Here is a 24,986-nt window from a genome sequence, read left to right on the forward strand (position 1 = left end):
ACCGGCTTGATCATCCCCCTCCCTATAGTCAGGCACCTGCCACCGTATGGGATGCCGCCATGAATCCGCTGTCTCTGGCCCGCCTGGCCGTGACCCTGAGCCTGGGCACCATCGCCACGCTCGCCCTGCCCTCCGCCCCGGCCGCCGCGCAAAGCGGGGTGATCCGTTGCGAGAGCCAGAACAACCGAGAACGCGTGTGCAACACAGGCTGGCGCAATGCGCAGCTGGTCCGCCAGCTGTCCGGCAGCGCCTGCGACGAGGGCCGCACCTGGGGCAGCCGCAATGGCAGCATCTGGGTCAGCAATGGCTGCCGCGCCGAATTCGTCGAGGCCCGTGGTGGCTGGGGCGGCGGCAACGGCGGTGGCTGGGGCGGCAACAACGGCCGGCCCGGCGAAACCATCCGCTGTGAGAGCCAGAACAATCGCGAACGCAGCTGCCCGGTCGGCTGGCGCAATGCCCGCCTGGTCCGCCAGCTGTCCGGCAGCCCCTGCGACGAAGGCCGTACCTGGGGGGTGCGCAACGGCGCGGTGTGGGTCAGCAACGGCTGCCGCGCCGAATTCGCCGAAGCTCGCGGATGGGGGGGCGGCGGGGGCGGTGGCTGGGGCGGCGGCAACAGCAACTACTCCATCACCTGCAGCAGCAACAACAACCGCACGCAGAACTGTGACTGGGATGAGCGCCAGGGCCGGCCGGTGCTGCAGCAGCAGCTGTCCGGCAGCGCCTGCCAGGAGGGCCGCAGCTGGGGCTACGCACGGGGCCAGGTGTGGGTGAGCAACGGTTGCCGGGCGCGCTTCGGTACGCGTTGAGTTACGGGGTCGGATCCCTGGCCAGCGGCCGGGGCTCTGACCCGACCAGGTATCCCGCTTCCACGCATGGCGCGGATCTACTGGGGGTCTTTTCGGGGGCGGAGCGCTTTACAGGAGGCATCCGACCCCGCGATCACGGTGCGGGCGCTTTGTCGTCACCCCACGGCGGCGGCGGCAGATCGACCGGCTTGCTCAGGTCGAACTTCACGCGGAAGCGGCGGCCGTCCGGGCGGCCCAGCTCGTAGACGAAGGTCTGGTCGGGGTCGATCTCCATCGCCCAGGTGTTGTGCGTGGAGACCAGCATGTCGGCACGACGGAACATCGCCACCGAATCGGAGTCGGCCGGGAACTGCTGGCGCTCGGCGGTGCCCGGTGGCGTGCTGTCGCCGCCATAGAGGGTGATCGCATCCGCGCTGCCATCCTGATGGCGATGATCGTGCTTCAGGCGCAGGCCGTTTTCGGTGCGGGTCAGCACCCAGGTGCGCGAGTGGTCATCCCCCACATGGAAGGGAATCCGCAATTCATGGGCAGGATCGGCACAGCCGCGCACATGCATGACCAGGCGCTGCCCGGCGAACGGGTCCTTGCCGGTCGGCGCCGGCGTGTCCTCCACCACCCGGCCTTCAAAGGCCTGGCCGCAATGCGCGGCGATGGCGGCCATGAAGGCATCGGCCGGTGCGGTCGCCAGATCATGGGCGACCGTATCGGAACGCTGCGAGCAGGCAGCGAGGCTGAGCAGGAGGGCGGAAGCGGCAACAACGGCAGGCAGTCTCATGCCCCAACCCTAACGACCCGGGCCGGTGCGCGCAAACCGCGCTGACCGGCCACGTCACTTCAGGGGTGCAGCCAGACCTCGCAACCGCCCACGTCCTGCTTCTGGCCACCGGCGGCATGGCGCCGGGTGATCTCGGCCAGCCATTGCACGCGCTCGGGGCTGCTGCCCACCTGGTTGGGGCAGTTGACCAGCGCGGCCAGCGGCAGTCCCCCCAGTGCTGCGTCATCTGCAGCCAACGATGCGAGCACGTCGTCCGATGCCCAGTCCGGAATCATCACGGCACGGCGGCCGGAGAAATACGGCAGCTCGGAGGACCAGTCCTGACCGAACGCGACCACCACGCCCTGCGCCGGGGTGCCGGTCCGGATGGCCTCGGCGATCTGCAAAACCGGTGTCGGCTCGCGCGCTTCCTTGATGTCCTTCAGCGACTTCACCAGGCCAAAGCCCACCGACAGCACGCACAGGAAGATCGCCAGTGCAACGCCACGGCGCGGCTTGCCCGCCGCTTCGGCCGCCAGCACCGTCGACCACAGCACCAGGCCGATGATCGACGTGGCGAACACGATATTGGCCGCCTGGTAGTAGGGATGGGCGATGTGCAGGTTGGTGAAGACCAGGAACGGCGCCAGGTAGGCCAGCAGCAGGATCCCCACCGCCGTGCGCGTGCGCTTCTGCCACAGCCCGGCGATGACGAAGACCAGGAAGATCCAGTTGGAGCCGATCGCACCGGAGAAGCGCTTCTTGAACACCGTGCCCCACCAGGTAGCCGGATCCAGGCGCTGCTGCAGGGTGCCGTAATTCCAGGTGGACAGTGCATCGGAGGTGATCTGCCGGCCCAGCGCCGACTGCGCCTTCAGCGCATCGGCATGCTGCAGCCACAGGCTGAGCGTGGCCAGCGCGGCAAGCGCGGACAGACCACCCCAGAACAGCAGCTGCCAATGCTGCTGCAGCCACCGCGGGCGCCAGCCGTGCTCGTGCAGGGCCAGCCACAGGAAGGCCAGCGCAACGAACGCGGCAAAGCCGAAGAACGAGGTGACCTTGATGGCCGCCGACAGCACCGCCGCGACGATGGCGACCAGGCCCACCCACACGCGCGGCTGGCTGCGCAGGCGTGCCATCGCCCAGACAAAGAGCAGGCCGAAGAACACCGCGCTGGACTCCATCATCACCGAGCGCCCCCAGAACTGCGCGTACGGTGAGACGGCGAATGCGCCGGCCACGCACAGCGCCAGCGTGCGGTCAGGGCGCCATGCCAGCAGCGTGCGATAGACCAGCCAGATGCAGCCGGCATGGAAGACGGTGGAGACCAGCCGCCCGCTGTTGTCGGCACTCATGCCGGTGACGCTGGACAGCAACGCCGCCAGCCACTGGTAGAACGGGAACTCGAAGGGGATCGACCAGGGCGCGCCCAGCACCGGGGTCACGTAGTCCAGCCAGGGCCCGCCACGTAGCAACCAGTCGATCGACAGGGCAGTCTGCGTCTGCCGGAAACCGGAGGCATCGACCGGGGGCATCGACCAGCTGCAGCCCAGCAGGACCAGCAGCGCGATTGCCGAAAACCACAACAGGATCTTGCCCGGCAACAGGCTGCGGTCTGGGTTGCTTTCCTGGGTCACGCCTGTTGCTCCTGGCTGTGGCCGCCCACGGCAGGGCGCGCTTCACGGGCGCGCAGTGTCTGCGTTGACGCGCGGGAGTGCAAGCCGCTGCACGCGGCTGCGGCTCAGCCCAGCGGTGGCAGCGGCGCCTTCGGCGGCTCGGCGTGGCTGACTTCGGTGGCCGCGACCGGTGCGGTCTCGCCCTCGCCCGCCGGTTCCTGCTCCACCGGATCGACGTCGAAGGGTGTGCGGAACACCAGCGACGGCAGCAGCGTGGTCAGTGCGGCGTACAGCAGCAGCGCACCGAACAGTACCGCCGGAATCTGGAAACGCTCGCGCATGATCGCCGCCAGCACCAGGGTGAAGATCAGGGTCGGGGCCAGCGCCAGCGAGACCCGCAGGCTGCTGCGGAAGCTCTCGCCGAACATCACCCGGCGCTGCAGCCAGACCACGCCGATGCGCAGCGGCAGCACCACCAGCGTGATCACGATGCCCAGCCCCAGCGCCTCGAAGCTCAACGCTTCGCTGGGCACCTTGGTGCCCGCGTTGAAGAAATAGAACGGCACGAAGAACGAGGCGAACAGACGCAGCGCGTGCAGGTTCTCGTGCGAGGCCAGCAGCGGCATGCGCTGGTGCAGCAGGCGCGCGACCAGGCCGGCAATGAACGCGCCGACCAGGTAATACACGCCCAGCAGGTAGGTGATGTAGGCCGCCACCATGCCGACCATCACCAGCAGCGAGAACTCCGAACCCGGCGCGTGCGGCGCCACCCAGCGGCCCAGCGCGATGAACAGCAGCGGCAGGCCGACCATCATCGCCAGCAGCGCCAGGCTGGACAGCGCCATGTGGCCCGGATCGCCGGCCTGCAGCACGATGAACAAGGCAGCCAGCGCCAGCAGCTCACCGGCGATGGCCTTGCTGGTCACCCAGAACCGTTCGTCCTCACTCAGGCCCAGCCGCGACAGCGAGTCCATGATGAAACCGGTGGAGGGCGTCAGCAGCGCCAACGCCAGCAGCCCGGCGGCCTGCCACGGCAATCCTGCGTAACGCCAGGCCAACCAGCCGACGCCGAACAGCGTGCCGGTACGGATGACCAGATGTGCCAGCAGCGGCCACATACCCCGGCGCAGCGCCTGCAGATCCACTTCCAGGCCGGCGAACAGGAACAGCGAGGAAATGCCCAGGGTGGCCAGCAGTCCGATCACCGCATCATGTGCCTGATCCCCCAGCCAGAGCATGCCGATGATGCCGAACAGCAGGCAGGTCAACGGGGCAGGCAGACTGAAACGCTGCAACGCGCGTGGGATCACCAGCAGCGCGAAGATCAGCAACAGGTAGATCAGTTCATGGCTCATGGGGTCTTCCGTGGGGTTGGAACGCGCGCAGGATGCGCGCGCTGAACCGATCCGGCAAGCCATTTTCGAATGACCCCGGTTACCTCATCCGATCATCGCGTCGGCCAGCGCCCCCACCCGTGCAAGCACCGCTGCGCGCTGATCGTCATCGACCGACGCGCCCTGCAGATAGGCGGTGACCACCCACGCTGCGCCGCCCGCATGCGGCCACAGCACGGCAATGTCGTTGCGCGTGTCATCACCGTTGCTGCCGGTCTTGTCCCCCACCCGCCAGCGCTTTCCCAGCCCGGCGCGCAGGCAGGCATCGCCGGTCTGGTTGTCGATGAGCCAATCAGTGAACTGCTGGCGCGATGCCGGCTGCAGGCCATTGCCCACCGCGAAGCGGGCCAAGCTGGTGGCCATCGCGGCCGGGCTAGTGGTATCGCGCGGGTCTCCCTTCGCGAACAGATTCACGTCCGGCTCGTTGCGGTCATTGCGGGTAACGCTGTCGCCCTGCCCGCGCAGGAATGTCGTCAGCGCCGACGGCCCGCCCACCACCTCCAGCAGCAGGTTGGCCGCCGTGTTGTCGCTGGTGGTCAGCGTGCCCCGGCACAGGTCGCGCACCGTCAGGTCCTTGCCCACATGGCGGCGCGCCACCGGGGCGTAGGACAGCAGATCCTTTTCGGCGATGGGCACACGTGTGTCGAGCGAAACGCGGCCTGCATCGGCAAGGCTCAGCACATGGGCAACCAGCATCGACTTGAACGTGCTGCACATCGGGAAGCGCTCGTCCTGACGATGTCCGCCGATGCGACGGCCGTTACCGGTGTTCAGCACGGTGACGCCCAGACGGCCACCGCTGGCTTTCTCCAGCGCGGCGAAATCGGCGGCGCCGGCAATGGCGGCGTTCGCGGCGGATATGCCGGACGATGGGGAAACAGCTCGCGCCAACGCCGGGGCAAGCAGCGAGGAAGCAACGGCAGCACCACTGAACTGCAGGAATCGGCGACGGGCGAGCATAGGGTTCTCCTGGTGACCGCTCGATTATTGGCGCTTCCCCTGCAGCCGACCAGCGCGAAGAATCAAGGCAAGCCATAAGTTGAACTCATGCCTGTCGTAATCAACTTGTTGAGATTTACGAAATTCCTTATTGAACGGTAGGATCAGCCATCACCCTGGCTCACGGCTTTCCGATGCTGCACCCGACCCTGCCGCTCAACGCGCTGCGTGCTTTTGAAGCCGCCGCCCGCCATCAGAACTTCACCCGTGCCGCGCTCGAGTTGTGCGTCAGCCAGGCCGCGCTGAGCCACCAGATCCGGGGTCTGGAAGACCGGCTCGGCATCCGCCTGTTCCATCGCCTGCCGCGCGGCGTGGCGCTGACCGATGAAGGCGCAGCACTGTATCCGGTGCTCAACGAATCGTTCGAACGCATCTCGGCCAGCATCGCGCGCTACACCGGCGGGCCGGCCCGCGAAGTGCTGACGCTGGGGGTGGTCGGCACCTTCGCCACCGGTTGGCTGCTGCCACGGCTGGCCGCATTCGAGGCCGCGCATCCGGACATCGAGCTGCGCCTGCAGACCCACAACAACCGCATCGACCTGGCCGGCGAGGGGCTGGATCTGGCCATCCGCTTCGGTGATGGCGACTGGCAGGGCCAGGCCTGCACGGCGATCCTAAATGCGCCCTTCGCGCCGCTGTGCGCCCCGGCATTGGCGCGGCGGCTGAAGCAGCCGCGCGACCTGGCCACGCTGCCGTTGCTGCGTTCCTATCGCAGCGACGAATGGCCGCGCTGGCTGCAGGCGGCCGGCGTCAGCGGCGTGGAAGCCCGTGGGCCGGTGTTCGATTCCTCGCTGACGGTGGCGATGGCCGCCGCCGGCGGTGCCGGCGTGGCCTTGCTGCCGCTGCGCATGTTCGAGCAGGAACTGGCCGAAGGCCGCCTGCTGCAGCCGTTCGGCACCACGCTGGAGCTGGGCCGATACTGGCTGACGCGGCTACGCTCGCGCGCCGAGCGCGAGCCGGCCAAGCGCTTCCGCGAGTGGCTGCAGGCGCAGGGCGCGTAGGCAGTGCCGGCCGCTGGCCGGCAATCCCTTGATCGTTGTGGGCGCATCGCGCTGCCGGCCAGCGGCCGGCACTACCGGTCAGGACTCGAGCAGTTCCATCCAGGCCGCTTCGGCCTTTTCCAGCTGCGCGGCAGCGGTTTCGCGGTCACGGCCGATCACCGCCATGCGGCTGGCATCGGCATAGTTGGCCGGGTCGGCGAGTTGGCGGTCCAGCTCGGCCAGCACACCTTCCAGCTCGGCCACTTTGGCCTCGGCGGCGGCCAGCTTGTGCGGGTTCACGGGCTTTTTCTGCACCACCTGTGCCACCGGGGCGGTCTTGACCACCACCGGCTCTTCCACCTGCTCCATGCGGGCCTTCGTGCCCTGCGCCTGCGGACGGGTACGCAGCCACGCGGCGTATGCATCCAGGTCACCGTCGAACGGCTCGACCACGCCATCGGCCACGCGCCAGTAGGTATCGCAGACCAGGCCGATCAGGTGGCGGTCATGCGAGACCATCACGATCGCGCCTTCGAAGGTGGCCAGCGCTTCGGCCAGCGCTTCGCGCATTTCCAGGTCAAGGTGGTTGGTCGGTTCGTCCAGCAGCAGCACGTTCGGCTGCTGCCAGGCGATCAGCGCCAGCGCCAGGCGCGCGCGCTCGCCACCGGAGAAACCATCGACCGGCTCGAACGCACGGTCGCCCGGGAAATTCCACTTGCCAAGGAAATCGCGGAACGACTGGTTCGGCGCATCCGGGGCAATCTCGCGGAAGTGCTCCATCGGCGACTGGCCTTCGTGCAGCGACTCCACCGTGTGCTGGGCGAAGTAGCCGATCTTCAGGTCCGGGTGCGCCATGCGCTCACCGACGATCGGCGCCAGTTCACCCACCAGGGTCTTCACCAGGGTGGTCTTGCCGGCGCCGTTCGGGCCGAGCAGGCCAATGCGCTGGCCCGCTTCCAGGCCGAATCCGACGTTGTGCAGGATCACCGCGTCCTGGCCATAGCCAGCCTCGACGTGATTCAGGCGGATCAGCGAGAACGGCAGCTTGGCCGGCGGCGCGAACTCGATGCGGAACTCGCGTTCGGCGCGCACCGCTTCGGTGCCGGCCAGCTTGGCCAGGCGCTTCATGCGGCTCTGCGCCTGCGCGGCCTTGCTGGCCTGCGCCTTGAAGCGGTCGATGAAACTCTGCAGGTGGGCACGCTCGGCCTGCTCCTTCTCGTGCGCGATCTGCTGCTGGCGCAGCTGTTCGGCGCGCTGGCGCTCGAAATCGGTGTAGCCGCCCGGGTAGAGCTTGGCGCCGCCGCCGTGCAGGTGCAGGGTGTGGGTGGCCACGTTGTCGAGGAACTCGCGGTCATGCGAGATCAGCAGCAGGGTGCCCGGGTACTTCAGCAGCCACTGTTCCAGCCAGTACACCGCGTCCAGATCGAGGTGGTTGGTCGGTTCGTCGAGCAGCAGCAGGTCGCTGGGCATCATCAGCGCGCGGGCCAGGTTCAGGCGCACGCGCCAGCCACCGGAGAACGAGGACACCGCGCGGTGGTGGGTCTCGGCCGGGAAACCAAGGCCGTGCAACAGCTTACCGGCGCGCGCTTCGGCGTCGTAGGCGCCCATCTCGGCCATCTTCGTGTGTGCGTTGGCCACCGCCTCCCAGTCTTCGCGGGCGGTCGCCTCGGCCTCTTCGGCCAGCACCGCGGCCACCTCGGTATCGCCGCCCAGCACGAAGCTCAGCGCCGGGTCCGGCAGCGACGGGGTTTCCTGGGCCACGCTGGCGATACGGACCTTGCCGGGCAGGTCGACGTCACCCTTGTCGGCCTCCAGTTCGCCCTTCACCGCCGCGAACAGGCTGGATTTGCCAGCACCGTTGCGGCCGACCACACCTACCCGGTAACCGGCGTGCAGGGTCAGGTCGACATTGGACAACAGCAGCCGCTCGCCGCGGCGCAAGGCGAAATTACGAAGGGAGATCATCGGGGAGGGGTCCATATAACCGGATGGAATGTGCTGGTGAGCACTGTTCCTGCGACGCAATTCTAGCGTTAACGAATACTTGACGCGTCCCGGGATGCGCAGTGGCCGACGTTCCTCTCTCCCACGTCCTCGCCGCGCGCGTCCCGGGTCTCCTCCCCGCCGATGCCTGTCCGGGCTAAATGGTTGCTGCTGCAACGTTTTTTCCGATGACCGGCATTTGACAGGCACTGAATATCCCGTTAATTGCTGTATTGCGCACCGCAACAACCGCCGTCCGCCTCACCCCCGTGATGTCGATTCCGGTGCCGCCCCCGCCAACCGGAGCCCATCCCGATGACCCGCAAGACCAGCCTGATCGCCGCCGCCGTCGCTGTCGCACTCGGTGGCTCTCCGTTCGTCGCCGCCGCCCAGCAGGCCGGCACCGCCGCCAACACCCTGGACACCGTGATCGTCACCGGCACCCGCGTGGCCGACCGCACCGTCGCCGAATCGCAGTCGCCGATCGACATCATCACCCCCGAAGCGCTGCAGTCCACCGGCACCAGCGAACTGGCCACCGCCCTTTCACGCGCCCTGCCCTCGCTGAACTTCCCGCGCCCGGCACTGACCGACGGCACCAGCGGCGTGCGCCCGGCGCAACTGCGCGGCCTGTCGCCGGACCAGGTGCTGGTGCTGGTCAACGGCAAGCGCCGCCACACCTCAGCGATGATCAACGTCAACGGCAGCATCGGTCGTGGCTCGTCTGCGGTGGACATCAACGCGATCCCGATCGCCGCGATCGAGCGCGTGGAAGTGCTGCGCGACGGCGCGTCGGCGCAGTACGGCTCGGACGCCATTGCCGGCGTCATCAACATCGTGCTCAAGGGCAGCGGCAGTGGCGGCAGCCTGGCCGTGGACTACGGCCAGTACTCCGCCGGCGACGGCAACAAGTACCAGCTTTCCGGCGATACCGGCGTCGAGTTCGGCAACGGCCGAGGCCGCGTGCACGTGGCCGGCCAGATCAGCCAGCAGGATGAAAGCAACCGCGCCGGCCCGTACCGCGGCACCACGCCGAACACCGGCAACTTCCCCAGCATCGGCCAGAAGACCTTCATCGTCGGCGACCCGCGCGTGGATGCCACTGCTGCGTCGGCCAACGCCAGCTTCGACTTCAGCGACCACGTGACCGGCTACGCCAGCGCGCTGCTCAGCAATCGCGACATCACCTCGTTTGCGTTCTACCGTTCGCGCAACCACAGCGGGCAGAGCGCGCTGCTGGCGCAGACCTATCCGGACGGCTACGTGCCGGAGATCAACCAGTATTCCAAGGACCGCTCGCTGGTGGCCGGGGTCAAGGGCAACACCGACAGCGGCTGGACCTGGGACCTGAGCCTGAACCACGGCGAGAACACCCTCGATTTCCACACCCGCAACAGCATCAACTACAGCCTCGGTGCGACCAGCCCGCGCTCGTTCTACGACGGCACGCTGAAGTACCAGCAGGACATCTTCAACGCCGACCTGACCAAGTCGCTGGACTGGGGCCTGGCCTACCCGGTCACGCTGTCCTTCGGCGGTGAGTACCGCAAGGAGAAGTGGGACCAGAATCCGGGCGAACTGAACTCGTACACCGGCAGTGGCGCGCAGGGCTTCGCCGGCTTCACCCCGACCAATGAAGTGCATGCCGACCGCCACAACTACGCGGTCTATGCCGGCCTGGAAGCGGACCTGACCGAAAAGTTCTCGGCCGGCATCACCGGCCGCTACGAGGACTACTCGGACTTCGGCGACCGCTTCTCCGGCAAGCTGTCGGCGCGCTATGCGTTCACCGACAAGGTCGCGCTGCGTGCCACCGCCTCCAGCGGCTTCCGTGCACCGTCGCTGGCGCAGCAGGGCTACCAGGCGGTCACCAGCCAGTTCCTCAATGGCGTGTTCGTTGAACGCGGCACCTTCCCGACCACCAGCCCGGCCGCGCAGGCGCTGGGCGCCTCGCCGCTGAAGGCCGAGACCTCCACCTCCTACAGCCTGGGCCTGGTACTGCAGCCGGTCGACCGCCTGTACATCACCGTCGATGCGTACCAGATCGACATCGATGACCGCATCGCGCTGTCGTCCAGCATCACTACCAACGCGGCATCCAGTGCCCTGCTGGCCGGGTTGGGCCTGCCGCAGGTGACTGCGTTCTCGTACTTCACCAACGGCCTGGATACGCGCACCCGTGGCGTCGACTTCGTGTCCAGCTACACGGTGCCGTTCAGCGCCAGCAGCCTGGAGCTGACCGCCGCCTACAGCTACAACGACACCGAAGTGCGCCGCGTCGGCGGCACTCCGGCGGTGTTCGGCACCCTGGGCCTGACCCAGTCGCTGATCGGCCGTGATGAGATCGGTCGCATCGAGGACAGCTACCCGCGCGACAAGGCGATCCTGAGTGGCACCTGGCGTTCGGATCACTGGGAACTGGGCCTGGCCGCAACCCGCTACGGCAAGTTCACCGTGCGCAACTCGGCCACCGCGCTGCGCGACCAGACCTACGGCGATGCCTGGGTGGTGGATGCCTCGGCCAGCTACAAGCCGAGCAGCAACTGGACCCTGACCGTGGGCGCCGACAACCTGCTGGACAAGTACCCGGACCGCACCGAAGACCTGCAGAACTCCACCTTCGGCATGCTGCCGTACAGCAACTACTCGCCGTTCGGCTTCAACGGCGCGTATGTGTACGGGCGGATCAAGTACACCTGGTAAGCGAGTCTCTGGTAGTGCCGGCCGCTGGCCGGCAACTCCTAGCCACATCTCTCACACCCGCCGGAGTGATCCGGCGGGTGTTTTGTTATGTGCTGCGGGCAAGATCAGCCGCGCGGCTGGCAATTGGACGTGCGATGACCTTCTGCGATCACACGGACAGACTCGAGACAGTTGTCCAGACTGTCAAAATTCACGCTCACTTGAAGACCAGGCAGCGACCACCTCGCGCTGCCAAACGTTCCTTCATCAAGCCAACGACTGGCTCGTTGATCCATGCGCTCTTCGAGAATGGACGGCGGATCATCGAATTGAAGGCCGAATGGCAGCGGCCCAGCCCAGGCTCTTGAGTTTCCCAGTCGATCGCGGACGAAACTGATGCCGGTGCATACCGGATGGCTACCGGGCACGCCCTGCCTACTGTCAAAGTAAAGGATGAAGCCATGCTCGTCGGCTCTATCAACGACCTCGCTGCTCGCCTCCGCCATCAGACTCGCAAGACCAAGGTCCCGGAACGCGACCTGGAAATCGGGGTCATTGGTCGATCTGCCGAGGACAGCGAGCACCTGCTCCGCCGAAGGGTACTCGCGCGTTGCCGGTGCGCAAGCCAATGGATGCATGGGAATTCCCAAACTGATATCAAAGATCCCACACGCTCCTGCCTGTTTGATGCATCCAGCCTGATACGTCAGACGGATGCGGTAGTCAGGCAACCACCACGCGTCACGCCTGCCGGCGTGCAAGCTGTCCCCAAAGCCCGCCGTGGCGAGCCTTTCGCGCGCTGTCGTCCTATCGTCCTCCCATTGCAGGCCAAACAGCAGGTCGCCTTCGTACCTGCGCATGACATCCGGAATGCCGGCCGTCACCGCAACGTTGGTGAAGATCAGCTCACCGCTCTTGCCGTGCGAAGCAATGGATCGCCCGTTCCAGTAGTTGCGCTCGCTGAAGGAGAACAGCATGCCCCGCGCGCTCACACGCACAATCGCCTCGTAAGGGCTTTTGGCAGGACGGGCCAGCTCTGGCCTTCGCCTGACGCCAAGCCACTGCAGCATCGTTGAGACGGCTGGGTCAGTGGCGCTTCTGCCAAACAGGGCCGTTATCGCCTGTAGGTCCATTCATTCCTCTTGTGGCAGCCCCAGGCTGACGCAGCGGACTCCTCTTTCACCGTCGTAGTCGACAGCCAGCTCCAGCTTTCCGAGCATCCATGCGTCGACATTGCCAGACAGACCAAACACCATTGGCGCCCCCAGATCGGCAGATGCGTCCGACCTGATCTGGTCCCTGGACATCAGGAAGTTCAGGCCGAAAGGCATCGGCCCTTCATACTGGGTGCCGGTGTAATTTCGCCAGCCCCAGAAGATCACGTCGGTGAGCATCCAGGGGCCATCATCGATGTCGTGATAGGCGGTCTCTGAGACCAGACCGGCATCCTTGAATTCAAGCTGCAGTCCAGCAGCGTCATCTGCCCAGATCCGGTGACCACTGACACCCAGGCGGTAATCATCCAGATTCTGAAGCTGGATTCCGATCCTGGAAAAGATGGTTTCGAGCTCCTTCGATTCCGAATCTCTACCGATCGCGGCGATGAACTCTTCAACGGTGGGATGATTCATGAAATTCCGCCTATCTGTATGGGCGAGATGCGCCTACGTAGCGCTTACGGATGGTGATCGCTACGCTTGATGGGGATGCTCAACGAGATGCAGCGAATCGAGTCATCTGGACCAGAGAAATCAACCGCAAGCTCCAAGCCACTGATGCACCAGACATCCACCTCACCATCAAGTCCCATTTCAACAGCATTCCCTGCACTCAACGCGGCGAGTCGCTCCCTTACATGCTGGCGCAGCATGGAAAAGCTCAGTCCACAGGGCAACGGGCCTGAGTAGGCAGGCTTCTCCTTCCTGACTTTGTTCTTCTTACTCACTCTCGCTCCCCAGAGCGCTACGCTTGTCAGTACCCAGGGCCCTTCGTCCAGGTCGTGGCAAGGAATGCCCACCAGCAGCCCGACGTCCTTGAATTCCAACTGCAGCGTATTTTCCTCGTCAGTCCAGAACCGCATTCCCGCCAACTTCAACGGATAGTGACGAAAGTCGCGCTCACCAATTTCCAGATCAAGGAGCAAGCGGGACAGGGGCGCCGAGCTTGTGTCTTGACCTATCGCCTGAATCACTACGTCAATGGCGGGAAGCTTCATGTGGTCGTTCGCCCATGCGGTCTGGAGAGAGCAGGCCCCTCTGATTGGTCAGCAGAACGGAGTAGCGGACACATGGTGACGTGTTCCGGACTCGAGGAACCCTCCGCCAGATTGCAAACTTCAGCCCCGTCGCCTGCGCCTCCCGGCCGGCCACCGGCCCTTGGATGCTGTCGCATCGACTGAAAACCTTGGCGCACAGGGGCAAAGGGTCCTGCGATGGCACCGCCGCGTATCGAACCCATCCCCTTCCCGTGCCTTTCTCGGCTGGCGTCGGCCTGGCTGCGGTTCACTGTCCAGAGCCACTGGCCACCCCAAATAGGTCCGATCCCGACAGCGCCACCCTCGACCGCCCCGCACACGCCAGGTCGGACGCCGACCACTGATGGCTCCGCCCACGCAACGATCCGATACGCTGGCCCGGTTTGCCGTATCTGGCCTCATCGGTGAAAATCGGGGCACCCCCGATTTCCTGCGAGTGCCGATGCACCATGACACCGACCTGATCAACATCGTGGCCGTTGGCCTGGGGCTCGCCTTCATCTTCGGCGCGCTGGCCAACAAGCTCCGCTTGTCTCCCCTGGTCGGTTACCTGGTTGCTGGCATCTGCGTAGGCCCGTTCACCCCCGGCTTCGTCGCCGACCAGGCGCTGGCCAACCAGCTGGCCGAACTGGGCGTGATGCTGCTGATGTTCGGCGTCGGCCTGCACTTCTCGCTGAAGGACCTGATGGCGGTCAAGGCTATCGCCATCCCCGGCGCCATCGGCCAGATCGCGGTGGCCACCCTGCTCGGCTGGGGCGTGGCCTCGCTGATGGGCTGGCCGGCCATTCACGGCGTCATCTTTGGTTTCTCGCTGGCCACGGCCAGTACCGTAGTACTGCTGCGGGCGATGGAGGAACGCCGTCTGCTGGAAACCATGCGCGGCAAGATCGCGGTCGGCTGGCTGATCGTGGAAGACCTGGCCTGCGTGCTGGCACTGGTGATGATGCCGGTGATGGCCGGTGTGTTCGGCCCCGACGCGGCCAAGGAGTCGCACTCGCTGGGCAGCGTGCTGGCCGACATCGGCTGGACCTTCGTGCAGCTGGGCCTGTTCGTGGCGGTGATGCTGGTGGTCGGGCGCCGGGTCATCCCTTGGATCCTCGAACGTATCGCCGGTACCGGTTCGCGCGAACTGTTCACCCTGTCGGTGCTGGCAATCGCGCTGGGGGTGGCGTTCGGCTCGGCGATGCTGTTCGGCGTCTCGTTCGCGCTGGGCGCGTTCTTCGCCGGCATGCTGCTCAACGAATCGGAACTGAGCCACAAGGCCGCGCACGATTCGCTGCCGCTGCGCGATGCGTTCGCGGTGTTGTTCTTCGTCTCGGTCGGCATGCTGTTCGACCCCAACATCCTCGTCCAGCATCCGTGGCAGGTGCTGGCCACGGTGCTGATCATCATGTTCGGCAAGTCGGCAGCCGCGTTCTTCATCGTGCGTGCGTTCGGCCACCCGACCAGCACTGCGCTGACCATCTCGGCCAGCCTCGCCCAGATCGGCGAGTTCGCCTTCATCATCGCCGGCCTCGGCGTGGCGCTGCAGATCCTGCCGAAGGAAGGCCAGTCGCTGGTGCTGGCCGGCGCGCTGGTATCGATCATGCTCAACCCGCTGGTGTTCGGCCTGCTCGACCGATGGCAGGCCAAGCAGGAAAAGCAGCCGCAAACGCCGGAGCCGGAGGAGGCGACCGGCCCGTCGCGCGACCTGCATGACCATGCCATCGTGATCGGCTATGGCCGGGTGGGCAGCGAGCTGGCCCAGGTACTGCGCGATCGCGGCGTGCCGGTGCTGGTGATCGATGACAACAAAGAGCACGTCGAGCAGGCGCACGCCAGGGGCCTGGCAGCGATCCGTGGCAGCGCCGCCGCCGACCGGGTGCTGGCCGAGGCCCATCCGGAGCGGGCCAAGATCGCAGTGCTGGCGATCCCACAGCCGCTGGAAGCCGGCGAGGCACTGGCCAAGCTGCGTGCGATCAACCCGGACCTGACCCTGCTGGCACGTGCGCACAGCGATGCCGAAGTGAAGCATCTGCTGGAGCATGGTGCCGATGGCACGGTGATGGCCGAGCGCGAGCTGGCCTATTCGCTGGCGGAGATGGTCATGTCCACGCCGCCGTACCGGAATCTGGGGCAGCACAGCATTCCGGTGGTATGAGGGGTGTGCTTGCGGCGGGGCTTGCAGCCCTGCACCTGCCAAGGCAAAGGCAAAGGCAAAGGCAAAAGCTGACTATCCGTGGGATGGCGGGGTGGGTCCGCTTGCAGGGGCCGCTGCAAGTACCCCTCCGGGGCCCGGCCCAGCCGCTGGCGGCTGTGCGTTCGGGCGCTTGCGAAGCAGTGCTTCGCAAGCAAAGCGCCCTCACCCATGTAAGCTCGGTCGCCGCTTGCTCGTGTGCGCAATCCTGCGCACACGGCAAGACCGGGGTTGGGCGTCCTGCCCAACCCGCCCGAGGCATGCCTCGGGCCCATGCGGCTCACGCCCCCGCAAGCGGACCCACCCCGCCTTCGACAATTTCCCGCGTTCTGCAGTAGATCCACGCCATGCGTGGATGCTGTTTGATGAACTGTCGGAATGTTCGATTCCGATGGTGATCCATCCACGCATGGCGTGGATCTACCAGGATTGATGCCGACCGTCGGCACATGGGGTCAGATCTGTTTTCCACAGGAAAACGGATCTGACCCCGGAAAAAAAAAATCCCCGGTCGACCCGCATCGACCGGGGATCTGGATCGCCACGTTGCCACGCCTTGGAGAGGCAGTTCCACCCTAGCGCATCGCGTGGCCGGCGGTGATCGCCTGTGGCGATGACGACCAAGCGCGTGGCTATCAGGCGGCGGCCAGGGCCTGCTCCAGGTCGGCGCGCAGGTCGCCGATGTGTTCGATGCCGATCGACAGCCGCACGGTGTCCTCACTGACGCCGGCCTTGGCCAGCTCCGCGGCATCCAGCTGGCGATGGGTGGTCGAGGCCGGATGGGTGGCCAGTGACTTCGCATCACCCAGGTTGACCAGGCGGGTGAACAGCTTCAGGGCATCGAGGAAGCGCGCGCCGGCTTCACGGCCGCCGGGCAGGCCGAAGGTCAGTACGCCCGAGCCGTGCCCACCCAGATAGCGCTGCGCGGCGGCATGCTCGGGATCGTCGGCCAATCCCGCGTAACGCACCCAGGCGACCTTGTCGTGCGCCTTCAGGAACTGCGCGACGGCCAGTGCATTGGCGTTGATGCGCTCCATGCGCAGGGCCAGGGTCTCGATGCCCTGCAGGATCAGGAACGCATTGAACGGCGACAACGCGGCACCGGTATTGCGCAGCGGGACCACCCGCGCGCGGCCGATGTAGGCCGCCGGCCCCAGTGCTTCGGTATAGACCACGCCGTGGTAACTGGGGTCGGGTTGGTTGAGGCGGGCGAAACGCTTCGGCTGCGCCGCCCAGTCGAAGCGGCCGGAGTCGATGATGGCACCGCCAAGGCTGTTGCCGTGGCCACCCAGGTACTTGGTCAGCGAGTGCACGACGATGTCGGCACCGTGCTCGAACGGGCGCAGCAGGAACGGCGTGGCCACGGTGTTGTCGACGATCAGCGGCACACCCGCGGCATGTGCGACCTCAGCAATGGCGGCGATGTCGGTGACGTTGCCGCGCGGGTTGCCGATCGATTCGACGAACACCGCCTTGGTGCGCTCGTCGATCAGCGCGGCGAACGCAGAAGGATCGGCCGGGTCAGCGAAGCGCGCCTGGATGGCATACTGCGGCAGCGTGTGTGCCAGCAGGTTGAGGCTGCCGCCATACAGCGCGCTGGAGGCGACGATGTTGTCACCGGCCTCGGCGATGGTCTGGAGGGCATAGGTGATCGCGGCCTGCCCCGAGGCCAGCGCCAGCGCACCGATGCCACCTTCCAGTGCGGCCAGGCGTTGCTCCAGCACGTCGGTGGTAGGGTTCATGATGCGGGTGTAGATATTGCCGGGCACCTTCAGGTCGAACAGATCGGCGCCGTGCTGGGTGTCATCGAAGGCATACGCCACGGTCTGGTAGATCGGCACCGCCACCGCGCGGGTGGTCGGGTCGGGACGGTAGCCGCCGTGCACGGCCAGGGTTTCCAGTTGCCACTGCGGTTCGCTCATTGCACCAGGCTCCATCCGGGGAAACCGCCACCATAGGCCAGCCCGCGCCCGCCACTGAAAGCCACTGGCGATGACGCCCGTACCGGCGGTTATCAGGTTGGCCGCGATTCAGGCAGCCGTCATGGGGCGCTGCTAGGCTGCGCCGCCGGGCGCTGCTGCCCGGGCACGGAGGCCCCACCCATGCAGCCATCGCCCTGGCATCCCACCACCAGCAGTTCGCCTACGTCGGTCATGCTGGTAGAGGACGACCGTCGCCTGGCCGAACTGGTGAGCGACTACCTCCACCAGCATGGCTTCGCTGTGCAGCACATCGCACGCGGCGACCTGGCCGGCGCCGCCTGCCGCCAGCACGCGCCGGAGCTGGTGGTGCTGGACCTGATGCTGCCCGGCCTGGGCGGCATCGACGTGTGCCGCCAGATCCGCAGCTTCTCCGATGTGCCGATCCTGATGCTGACCGCCTGCGAGGACGACATCGAACAGGTGCTGGGCCTGGAATCGGGCGCCGACGACTATGTGCACAAGCCCATCGAACCACGCCTGCTTCTGGCCCGCCTGCGCGCCCTGCTGCGCCGCCGCCACGGCAGCAGCAACACCGGCACGCCCAGCCGGCTGATGCACGGCGAACTGCTGATCGACCGCATGCAGCGTGAGGTACACCTGCACGGTGCCACGGTGGACGTGGGCACCACCGAATTCGAGATCCTGTGGCTGCTGGCCAGCCAGCCGGGGCAGATCCTGTCCCGTGACCAGATCCTGCAGGCGGTGCGCGGAATCGGTTTCGACGGCCTGGACCGCAGCGTTGACGTCTGCATCGGCAAGCTGCGTCGCAAGCTCGGCGACGATGCGCGCGAGCCGCGGCGGATCAAGACCGTGTGGGGCCGCGGCTACCAGTTCAATCCGTCGGCCTGGACGGCATGAAGCGGCTGTTCCTGTGGCTGTGGTTCATCACCGGCGCCTGTTTCCTGGCCTCGGTGTTCTTTCTCAACCGGGTGCTCGACAGCATCTATACGCCCGTGCAGGATCGCGTTTTCGTCCAGCAGGTGCGCGGGCAGGTGTACGCCCTGCGCAGCGGCCTGGCCGGCCTGGACGGTAGCCAGCAGCGTGAGCGCCTGCAGCGGTGGCAACCGCACTATGGCATCGCATTGACCCTGCTCGACAAGCCTCCCGCGCTGACCCCGCAGGAACAGGCAGCCGTGCAGGCCGATGGCTTCATCGTGCGCGATCAGTACCAGCAGGTCCTGCTGCCCATCGAAGGCATCGATGGTCGCTGGTTGCACCTGCGCGTGCCTGGCGCGGTGCAGATGACCACGTACATGACCATCGCGGCCTACCTCAGCATCCTGCTGCTGGTCGGCGCCAGCCTGTACGCCTGGGTACGCCTGCTCTGGCGCGATCTGGATGCCCTGCGCGTGCATGCCGACCGCATCGGCGCCGGCGATCTGCAGGCACGCGCGCAGGTCTCGCCACGCTCGCAGATCCGGGTCATCGTCGACCATTCCAACCGCATGGCCGCGCGCGTGGCCGAACTGGTACAGCGCCAGCGCGACCTGACCCATGCGATCTCCCACGAACTGCGTACGCCGATCGCGCGCGTGGCCTTCGGCCTGGACCTGATGCAGGACAGCGATGACCGCGAGCGCCGCGAACGACTGGCGCAGGGCCTGCATGGCGACCTGGCCGAGCTCAACCGGCTGGTCAGCGAACTGCTGGCCTACGAACGGCTGGAGCATCCCAGCGAGGGCGAACCGATGCAGCGGATCGAAGCCAACGACTGGCTGCAGGCCTGCCTGGCCGATGCCCGCCGCGATGCCGAACGTGCCGGCCTGGTGCTGCGCGTGCAGCCCAGCGCCCTGCCTCGGCTGGAAGCGGAACCGCGCCTGCTGCAGCTGGCGCTGAGCAATCTGGTCGGCAATGCCCTGCGCCACGCGCGCTCGCAGGTGGACGTGTCGCTGGTGAGTGTGGGCGGGCGCGCCTGCCTGCGCGTGGACGACGACGGCCCCGGCATCGCCGAGGCTGACCGCGAAAAGGTGGTCCGCCCGTTCACCCGCCTGGATGACAGCCGCAGCCGCGACACCGGCGGCTTCGGCCTGGGCCTGGCGATCGTCGGCCGCATTGCCGCACGCCACCACGGCGAACTGCGCATCGGTCGCGCCGCCCTCGGCGGCGCACGCCTGGAAATGCACTGGCCGCTGGCTGCCAGCTGAACGCCCACGGGCGCAATTACAGTTGATTACAACTCCCGCACAACTGCGGACGGATCGGTCGCCGGCGTATCGCCACGCTAGCGACCCTGCAGCACTCGCCGGATGCGCGCGCTGCTTTCCTCCCATTGTCGAGAGTTTCCATGTCCCAGCTTCGCCGTTCCCCCGCCCTGCTCCACCTGGCCCTGTTGCCGCTGTTCACCGCCCCGATCGCCCACGCCAAGGATGACCACTGGACCTTCGAGCTCGCCGCCGGCGGTGGCGTGGCGCCGCGCTACAGCGGCAGCGAGGAGTACCGTGCGACGCCTTCGCTGTCCCTCGATGTCACCTCGCCGGGGGGCTGGTTTCTGGGCACCAGTGGCATCGGCTGGGGCACGACCCTCGGCGAGCACACCCGCGTGCGCGCCTATGTCGGTGCCAGCGGTATCCGCAGGGACAAGGATTCGCTGCTCGGCGGTTCGGACTTCCTGCGCGGCATGGGCGATATCGATACCCGTCCCCTGGTCGGTGTCTCGGCTGGATATACGCTGGGCGAGGCCGTGCTGAGCGGCTCCTGGCAGTTCACCCGCAAGGACGAGGACAAGGCTGAGAACGGACTGGCTACCCAGCAGATCCACCTGAACCTGAGCATGCCGCTGTTCGACCTGGCCGGTGGCGTGGTCAGCGGCAGCGTCTCCACCGACTACGGCAACCGTGGCTACATGCAGACCTGGTACGGCGTCAGTCCGGAACAGGCCGCGCGCACCGGCTTTGCCGAGCACAAACCGAAGGCGGGCCTGGTCAGCGCCGGTGTCGGCCTGAAGTGGAGCCACCGCGTGGGCCGTAATGGCAACTGGTACATCTCGGCCGAAGGCACGCGCCTGCTCGGCGATGCCGCCGACAGCCCGATCGTGCAGAAGGCCAACCAGTTCGGCGTGATGAGCGGCTATACGCACCGCTTCTGATGCATGAAGGGCGCCGCGGGGCGCCCTCTTTCGCTGCGATCAGTGGCAGGCTTGTGCGGCGCCGCTGCCGCACAAGCCGACCTCGCGCAGCCAGCCGATCCACTGCACGACGTCGTCCTTCTCCGGCTCGGCGCGGAACGACTTCTGCACGGTGTGGAAGCCCTGCCTGCCCTGCATGCCCTTGATCCAGGTGAACTCCGGTTTGCCGGTGCCGGGGTTCAGCGGGCAACTGAGCATCAGCAGCGCGAATGGCCGTCCGCCCTCCTCGCCTTCGCGGATCCAGTGGCTCTGCGCTGCCGGACAGGCCACGCGCCACCCCGCCTCGATGATGCCGAGGAACTCGCGCGGACTCACATGGCCACTGTTCGGCGCATCATTGACAGTGACCATGTCGGTCCAGTCCTGCACGGTCTGGCCCTGCGGCACGTACTCGGTGATGCGGTTGCCTTGTGCGTCGGTGCTCTGGTGGGCCTGCTGGTAACCCTTCATCGGCGGCAGCTGGACCTGTTCGACGGCTGCAGCGTGTCCAGAAACAGCAGCGAGCGCCAGCGCCATGCAGAGTGAAACCCTTCGGGTAACGTCCATGCGGTTCTCCTCGTCCTTGCGAAAGTGAAACGGGATCATTGTGCCTTGCCAGGGCTTTGGTGGCGCGCCAGCCAGGGCAGGCGCGCCACCGGTTCAAGCCTTGGCGAAGACCAGGCGTCCCCCGTCGTTGCCGACTTCGATGGTGTCACCGTTGACGAAGGCACCGGACAGGATCTGCTGCGCCAGCGGATTCTCCAGCTGCGACTGGATCGCGCGCTTCAGCGGGCGCGCGCCATACACCGGGTCGAAGCCGACGTTGCCGAGCAGATCGAATGCCGCATCGGAGACCGCCAGCTTCAAACCGCGCTCGGCCAGGCGCTTCTCGAGCCCGCGCATCTGGATGCGTGCGATCTGCTTGATCTGCTGCTTGTCCAGCGGGTGGAACACCACGATGTCGTCCAGGCGGTTGATGAACTCCGGACGGAAGTGCGCCTGCACCACGCCCATCACTGCTGCCTTCATCTGCGTGTAGGCCTCCGGGCTGTCGTCGCTGCTCATGTCCTGGATCTGATGCGAGCCCAGGTTCGAGGTCATCACGATGACGGTGTTGCGGAAGTCCACCGTGCGGCCCTGGCCGTCGGTCAGGCGGCCATCGTCCAGCACCTGCAGCAGGATGTTGAACACATCCGGATGCGCCTTCTCCACCTCATCGAGCAGGATCAGCGAATACGGGCGACGACGCACTGCCTCGGTCAGGTAACCGCCTTCCTCGTAGCCGACGTAGCCCGGGGGCGCACCGATCAGGCGGGCGACGCTGTGCTTTTCCATGAACTCGCTCATGTCGATGCGGATCATCGCGTCGGCACTGTCGAACAGGAACTCGGCCAGCGACTTGCACAGCTCGGTCTTGCCGACGCCGGTCGGGCCGAGGAACAGGAACGAGCCGGCCGGACGATTCGGATCGGACAGGCCGGCACGCGAGCGGCGTACCGCATCGGAGACGACCTTGATCGCCTCTTCCTGGCCGACCACACGGTTGTGCAGCACTTCTTCCATGCGCAGCAGCTTGTCGCGCTCGCCTTCGAGCATCTTGTTGACCGGGATGCCGGTCCAGCGCGAAACGACCTCGGCGATCTCCTCATCGGTCACGCGGTCCTGTACCAGCTTGAAGTCCTTGTGCTCGGCTTCCTGCGCGGCGGCCAGCTGCTTTTCCAGTTGCGGCAACAGGCCGTACTGGATTTCGCTCATCTTGGCGAAATCCTGGCGGCGCTGCGCAGCTTCCAGCTCCAGCTTGGCCTGCTCGACCTGTTCCTTGATCTTGGTGGCGCCCTGCAGCGCTGCCTTCTCCGACTTCCAGATTTCATTGAGATCGGAGAACTCGCGCTCCAGCGCATCGATGTCCTTTTCGAGATCGGCCAGGCGCTGCCGCGAGGCTTCGTCCTTTTCCTTCTTCAGCATCTCGCGCTGGATCTTCAGCTGGATTACCCGGCGTTCCAGGCGATCCAGCTCCTCCGGCTTGGAATCGATCTCCATGCGCAGTCGCGAGGCGGCTTCGTCCATCAGGTCGATGGCCTTGTCCGGCAGCTGGCGGTCGGTGATGTAGCGGTTGGACAGCGTGGCGGCAGCCACGATGGCCGGGTCGGTGATTTCCACACCGTGGTGCACGGCGTACTTTTCCTTCAGCCCGCGCAGGATCGCGATGGTGTCCTCCACCGTGGGTTCGCCGACGAACACCTTCTGGAAGCGGCGCTCCAGCGCGGCGTCCTTCTCGATGTATTTGCGGTACTCATCCAGCGTGGTCGCGCCGATGCAGTGCAGCTCGCCACGCGCCAGGGCGGGCTTCAGCATGTTGCCGGCATCCATCGCGCCATCAGCCTTGCCGGCGCCGACCATGGTGTGCAGCTCGTCGATGAACAGGATGATCTGTCCTTCGTTCTTGGCCAGGTCGTTGAGCACGCCCTTCAGGCGCTCCTCGAATTCACCGCGAAACTTGGCGCCGGCGATCAGCGCGCCCATGTCCAGCGACAGCACGCGCTTGCCGCGCAGGCCTTCGGGTACTTCGTCATTGATGATGCGCTGGGCGAGCCCTTCCACGATTGCGGTCTTGCCCACGCCGGGTTCGCCGATCAGCACCGGGTTGTTCTTGGTCCGGCGCTGCAGCACCTGGATCGTGCGACGGATTTCCTCGTCACGGCCGATCACCGGATCGAGCTTGCCGCTCTCGGCACGCGCGGTCAGGTCGATGGTGTACTTCTCCAGCGCTTGCCGCTGTTCCTCGGCATTCTCCGACTGCACGTTCTCGCCGCCACGCAGCTTGTCGATCGCAGCCTGCAGGCGGGTCTTGTCGGCACCGGCGGCGCGCAGCGCCATGCCCAGCGTGCCGCCGTCTTCCAGCGCCGCGAGCACGAACCACTCGCTGGCAATGAAGGCATCGCCGTGCTGCTGGGCCAGCTTGTCGGTCTGGTTCAGCAGGCGCCCCAGGTCATTGCCCATCGAGACGTTGCCGGCCTGGCCGGACACCTTCGGCAGTGCATCCAGCGCCTCGGTCAGGCGCTCGCGCAGCACCGGCACGTTCACCCCGGCCTGGGCCAGCAGCGGGCGCGTGCTGCCGCCCTGCTGGTCCAGCAACGCGCTGAACAGGTGAACCGGTTCGATGATGCTGTTGTCGCGGCCCACGGCCAGCGACTGTGCGTCTGCCAGCGCCTGCTGGAAACGCGAGGTGAGCTTGTCCATCCGCATTGCGAATCCTCATCGGTCATCAGGGCCGGCCCGCGCCGGCAATGCTGGGAAGATGCGGTTGCCCCACCCCGTTTCAAGGGTGGCTGCGACTGCACCCCGAGGCCAGTCAGCCTGCGGCCAGCATGCCGGAACGGGTGTGGTCGGCGCGTTGATCCCGATCAGTTCCGCGCGGTGAGCGGACTCAGCCGGTGATCGCGCTGCGGATCGCCCGCAGCTGCTGCTTGACCGCCCGCGCCTGCACGGCGTCCATGCGCAACAGCGCCTTCTGGCCTATCGAGCGCGACTGCAGGGTGGAATCGACGAAGCGGTAGCGACCGCGCTCATCACGCTGCACCAATGGCGCCTGCACCAGTTCCGGGGTCTCCAGCAGATGGTCGATCACCGCCACCAGACGGTCGTTGAAGTAGCCCTCGGGCCGGCCCAGGTCGACGTAGGCCTGCTGGATCAACGGATAGAAGCGCTTGTACGCCGTAGCCGTTGCCGCTGGATCCAGCGCAGTGAAGGCCTGCACATAGGGCGCGTAACGCGCCGAGTTGCTTGCCGCAATGCGTTCCCCTCCCTCGCCAGGCTCGACCTGCAGGTTGCCCGGCAGCGGCCGTGCGGCCAGCGCCGTCGGCGGCACGCTTGGTTTGTCCAGGTTGTCGACCTGGGTGACCAGGCGCTGGATCAGGTGATCGCGCAGCAGCAGGGTCATCGGGCCCTCGCCCTGGAACAGCTGGCTCAATGCGCCCCAGGCAGCCGCATCACTGTCGGCCAACTTGGGCAGCGCCGGGTCAGCGGCGGCCTCGGTGTCCAGCGGATGCCTGATCGGCGGCGGTGCTGGCGCGGGGTCCGCGGCCGCCTGCGGTTGCGGCGGTGCGCTGGTGCTGGCGGGGGTTGAGTGCACCGGCACCGAAGCACCGTCTGCCAGGTGCCTCAGCTGATCGCGGAACAACCAACCGGCCGCGCCGCCGATCACCACCACACCCAGCACCCAGGGCCATACCGCCTTTCCACTCTGCATGATGCAGC

At 66.5% G+C, this 24,986-nt stretch carries 19 protein-coding genes; 7 read left to right on the forward strand and 12 right to left on the reverse strand.

Features of this window, described 5'->3' with window-relative positions; genetic code table 11:
- The first annotated feature begins 59 nt into the window (after window positions 1-59).
- Window positions 60-806, forward strand: coding sequence for a DUF3011 domain-containing protein (locus ACSYHF_RS15700; protein WP_188218891.1), 747 nt, complete (start codon window positions 60-62; stop codon window positions 804-806).
- 133 nt (window positions 807-939) lie between these two features.
- Here ACSYHF_RS15700 and ACSYHF_RS15705 read toward each other — a convergent pair whose 3' ends face one another.
- The 4 genes from ACSYHF_RS15705 to blaL2 all read right to left on the reverse strand — a co-directional run bounded on the left by ACSYHF_RS15705 (window position 940) and on the right by blaL2 (window position 5,530).
- Window positions 940-1,581, reverse strand: coding sequence for a hypothetical protein (locus ACSYHF_RS15705; protein ID WP_005418527.1), 642 nt, complete (start codon window positions 1,579-1,581; stop codon window positions 940-942).
- 59 nt (window positions 1,582-1,640) lie between these two features.
- The gene (locus ACSYHF_RS15710; RefSeq protein ID WP_134956125.1) at window positions 1,641-3,197 is read right to left on the reverse strand and encodes a glycosyltransferase family 39 protein; all 1,557 of its coding nucleotides are present in this window, start codon (window positions 3,195-3,197) and stop codon (window positions 1,641-1,643) included.
- Window positions 3,198-3,301: 104 nt separating this feature from the next.
- Window positions 3,302-4,531, reverse strand: coding sequence for a cation:proton antiporter (locus ACSYHF_RS15715; RefSeq protein ID WP_065196681.1), 1,230 nt, complete (start codon window positions 4,529-4,531; stop codon window positions 3,302-3,304).
- A gap of 84 nt (window positions 4,532-4,615) precedes the next feature.
- Window positions 4,616-5,530, reverse strand: coding sequence for a L2 family extended-spectrum class A beta-lactamase (gene blaL2 / locus ACSYHF_RS15720; RefSeq protein ID WP_111127270.1), 915 nt, complete (start codon window positions 5,528-5,530; stop codon window positions 4,616-4,618).
- 173 nt (window positions 5,531-5,703) lie between these two features.
- Between blaL2 and ampR the strand changes: the two genes are divergently transcribed.
- The gene (gene ampR / locus ACSYHF_RS15725; protein ID WP_053501019.1) at window positions 5,704-6,570 is read left to right on the forward strand and encodes a LysR family transcriptional regulator AmpR; all 867 of its coding nucleotides are present in this window, start codon (window positions 5,704-5,706) and stop codon (window positions 6,568-6,570) included.
- Between the two features lie 78 nt (window positions 6,571-6,648).
- Here the strand turns inward: ampR and ACSYHF_RS15730 are convergent, their stop codons facing one another.
- Window positions 6,649-8,514 (reverse strand): ABC-F family ATP-binding cassette domain-containing protein, encoded by a 1,866-nt coding sequence (locus ACSYHF_RS15730; RefSeq protein ID WP_005418533.1) that lies wholly within the window; start codon window positions 8,512-8,514, stop codon window positions 6,649-6,651.
- Between the two features lie 333 nt (window positions 8,515-8,847).
- Here ACSYHF_RS15730 and ACSYHF_RS15735 point away from each other — a divergent pair, with 333 nt between their 5' ends.
- Entirely contained in the window at window positions 8,848-11,235 is a 2,388-nt protein-coding gene (locus ACSYHF_RS15735; RefSeq protein WP_065178907.1) for a TonB-dependent receptor plug domain-containing protein, read from the forward strand.
- Window positions 11,236-11,339: 104 nt separating this feature from the next.
- On the opposite strand, the gene ACSYHF_RS15740 is transcribed toward ACSYHF_RS15735, so the two are convergent.
- The 3 genes from ACSYHF_RS15740 to ACSYHF_RS15750 form a co-directional block, all read right to left on the reverse strand.
- Entirely contained in the window at window positions 11,340-12,191 is an 852-nt protein-coding gene (locus tag ACSYHF_RS15740) for a hypothetical protein (RefSeq protein ID WP_235646723.1), read from the reverse strand.
- A 156-nt stretch (window positions 12,192-12,347) separates the two neighbouring features.
- Window positions 12,348-12,845, reverse strand: a complete 498-nt coding sequence (locus ACSYHF_RS15745) for a hypothetical protein (RefSeq protein WP_447575789.1) — start codon at window positions 12,843-12,845, stop codon at window positions 12,348-12,350.
- Window positions 12,846-12,889: 44 nt separating this feature from the next.
- Window positions 12,890-13,429, reverse strand: a complete 540-nt coding sequence (locus ACSYHF_RS15750; RefSeq protein ID WP_197599053.1) for a hypothetical protein — start codon at window positions 13,427-13,429, stop codon at window positions 12,890-12,892.
- A gap of 481 nt (window positions 13,430-13,910) precedes the next feature.
- On the opposite strand from ACSYHF_RS15750, the gene ybaL reads away from it, so the two are divergent.
- Window positions 13,911-15,608: a YbaL family putative K(+) efflux transporter gene (ybaL, locus tag ACSYHF_RS15755; RefSeq protein WP_053501185.1), complete on the forward strand. Its 1,698-nt coding sequence runs from the start codon at window positions 13,911-13,913 to the stop codon at window positions 15,606-15,608.
- A 671-nt stretch (window positions 15,609-16,279) separates the two neighbouring features.
- On the opposite strand, the gene ACSYHF_RS15760 is transcribed toward ybaL, so the two are convergent.
- Window positions 16,280-17,566, reverse strand: coding sequence for an O-acetylhomoserine aminocarboxypropyltransferase/cysteine synthase family protein (locus tag ACSYHF_RS15760; protein ID WP_053500794.1), 1,287 nt, complete (start codon window positions 17,564-17,566; stop codon window positions 16,280-16,282).
- Between the two features lie 180 nt (window positions 17,567-17,746).
- Between ACSYHF_RS15760 and ACSYHF_RS15765 the strand changes: the two genes are divergently transcribed.
- The 3 genes from ACSYHF_RS15765 to ACSYHF_RS15775 all read left to right on the forward strand — a co-directional run bounded on the left by ACSYHF_RS15765 (window position 17,747) and on the right by ACSYHF_RS15775 (window position 20,711).
- Window positions 17,747-18,484, forward strand: coding sequence for a response regulator transcription factor (locus tag ACSYHF_RS15765; RefSeq protein WP_005418539.1), 738 nt, complete (start codon window positions 17,747-17,749; stop codon window positions 18,482-18,484).
- Window positions 18,481-19,770 (forward strand): ATP-binding protein, encoded by a 1,290-nt coding sequence (locus ACSYHF_RS15770; protein WP_095377240.1) that lies wholly within the window; start codon window positions 18,481-18,483, stop codon window positions 19,768-19,770. Before ACSYHF_RS15765 ends, ACSYHF_RS15770 begins: the two co-directional genes overlap by 4 nt.
- Before the next feature lie 140 nt (window positions 19,771-19,910).
- Window positions 19,911-20,711 carry a MipA/OmpV family protein gene (locus ACSYHF_RS15775; RefSeq protein ID WP_197599052.1) on the forward strand — a complete coding sequence of 267 codons (801 nt, stop codon included), beginning with the start codon at window positions 19,911-19,913 and terminating at the stop codon, window positions 20,709-20,711.
- Window positions 20,712-20,750: 39 nt separating this feature from the next.
- Here ACSYHF_RS15775 and ACSYHF_RS15780 read toward each other — a convergent pair whose 3' ends face one another.
- From ACSYHF_RS15780 to ACSYHF_RS15790, 3 genes are all read right to left on the reverse strand, one after another.
- On the reverse strand, window positions 20,751-21,296 hold the full coding sequence (locus ACSYHF_RS15780; protein ID WP_242441304.1) for a hypothetical protein: 546 nt from the start codon (window positions 21,294-21,296) through the stop codon (window positions 20,751-20,753).
- A 93-nt stretch (window positions 21,297-21,389) separates the two neighbouring features.
- The gene (gene clpB, locus ACSYHF_RS15785) at window positions 21,390-23,975 is read right to left on the reverse strand and encodes an ATP-dependent chaperone ClpB (protein ID WP_005418568.1); all 2,586 of its coding nucleotides are present in this window, start codon (window positions 23,973-23,975) and stop codon (window positions 21,390-21,392) included.
- 181 nt (window positions 23,976-24,156) lie between these two features.
- Window positions 24,157-24,978 (reverse strand): DUF3014 domain-containing protein, encoded by an 822-nt coding sequence (locus ACSYHF_RS15790; protein ID WP_197599051.1) that lies wholly within the window; start codon window positions 24,976-24,978, stop codon window positions 24,157-24,159.
- Between the last annotated feature and the right edge of the window lie 8 nt (window positions 24,979-24,986).

The organism is Stenotrophomonas maltophilia group sp. P373, from assembly GCF_053295075.1.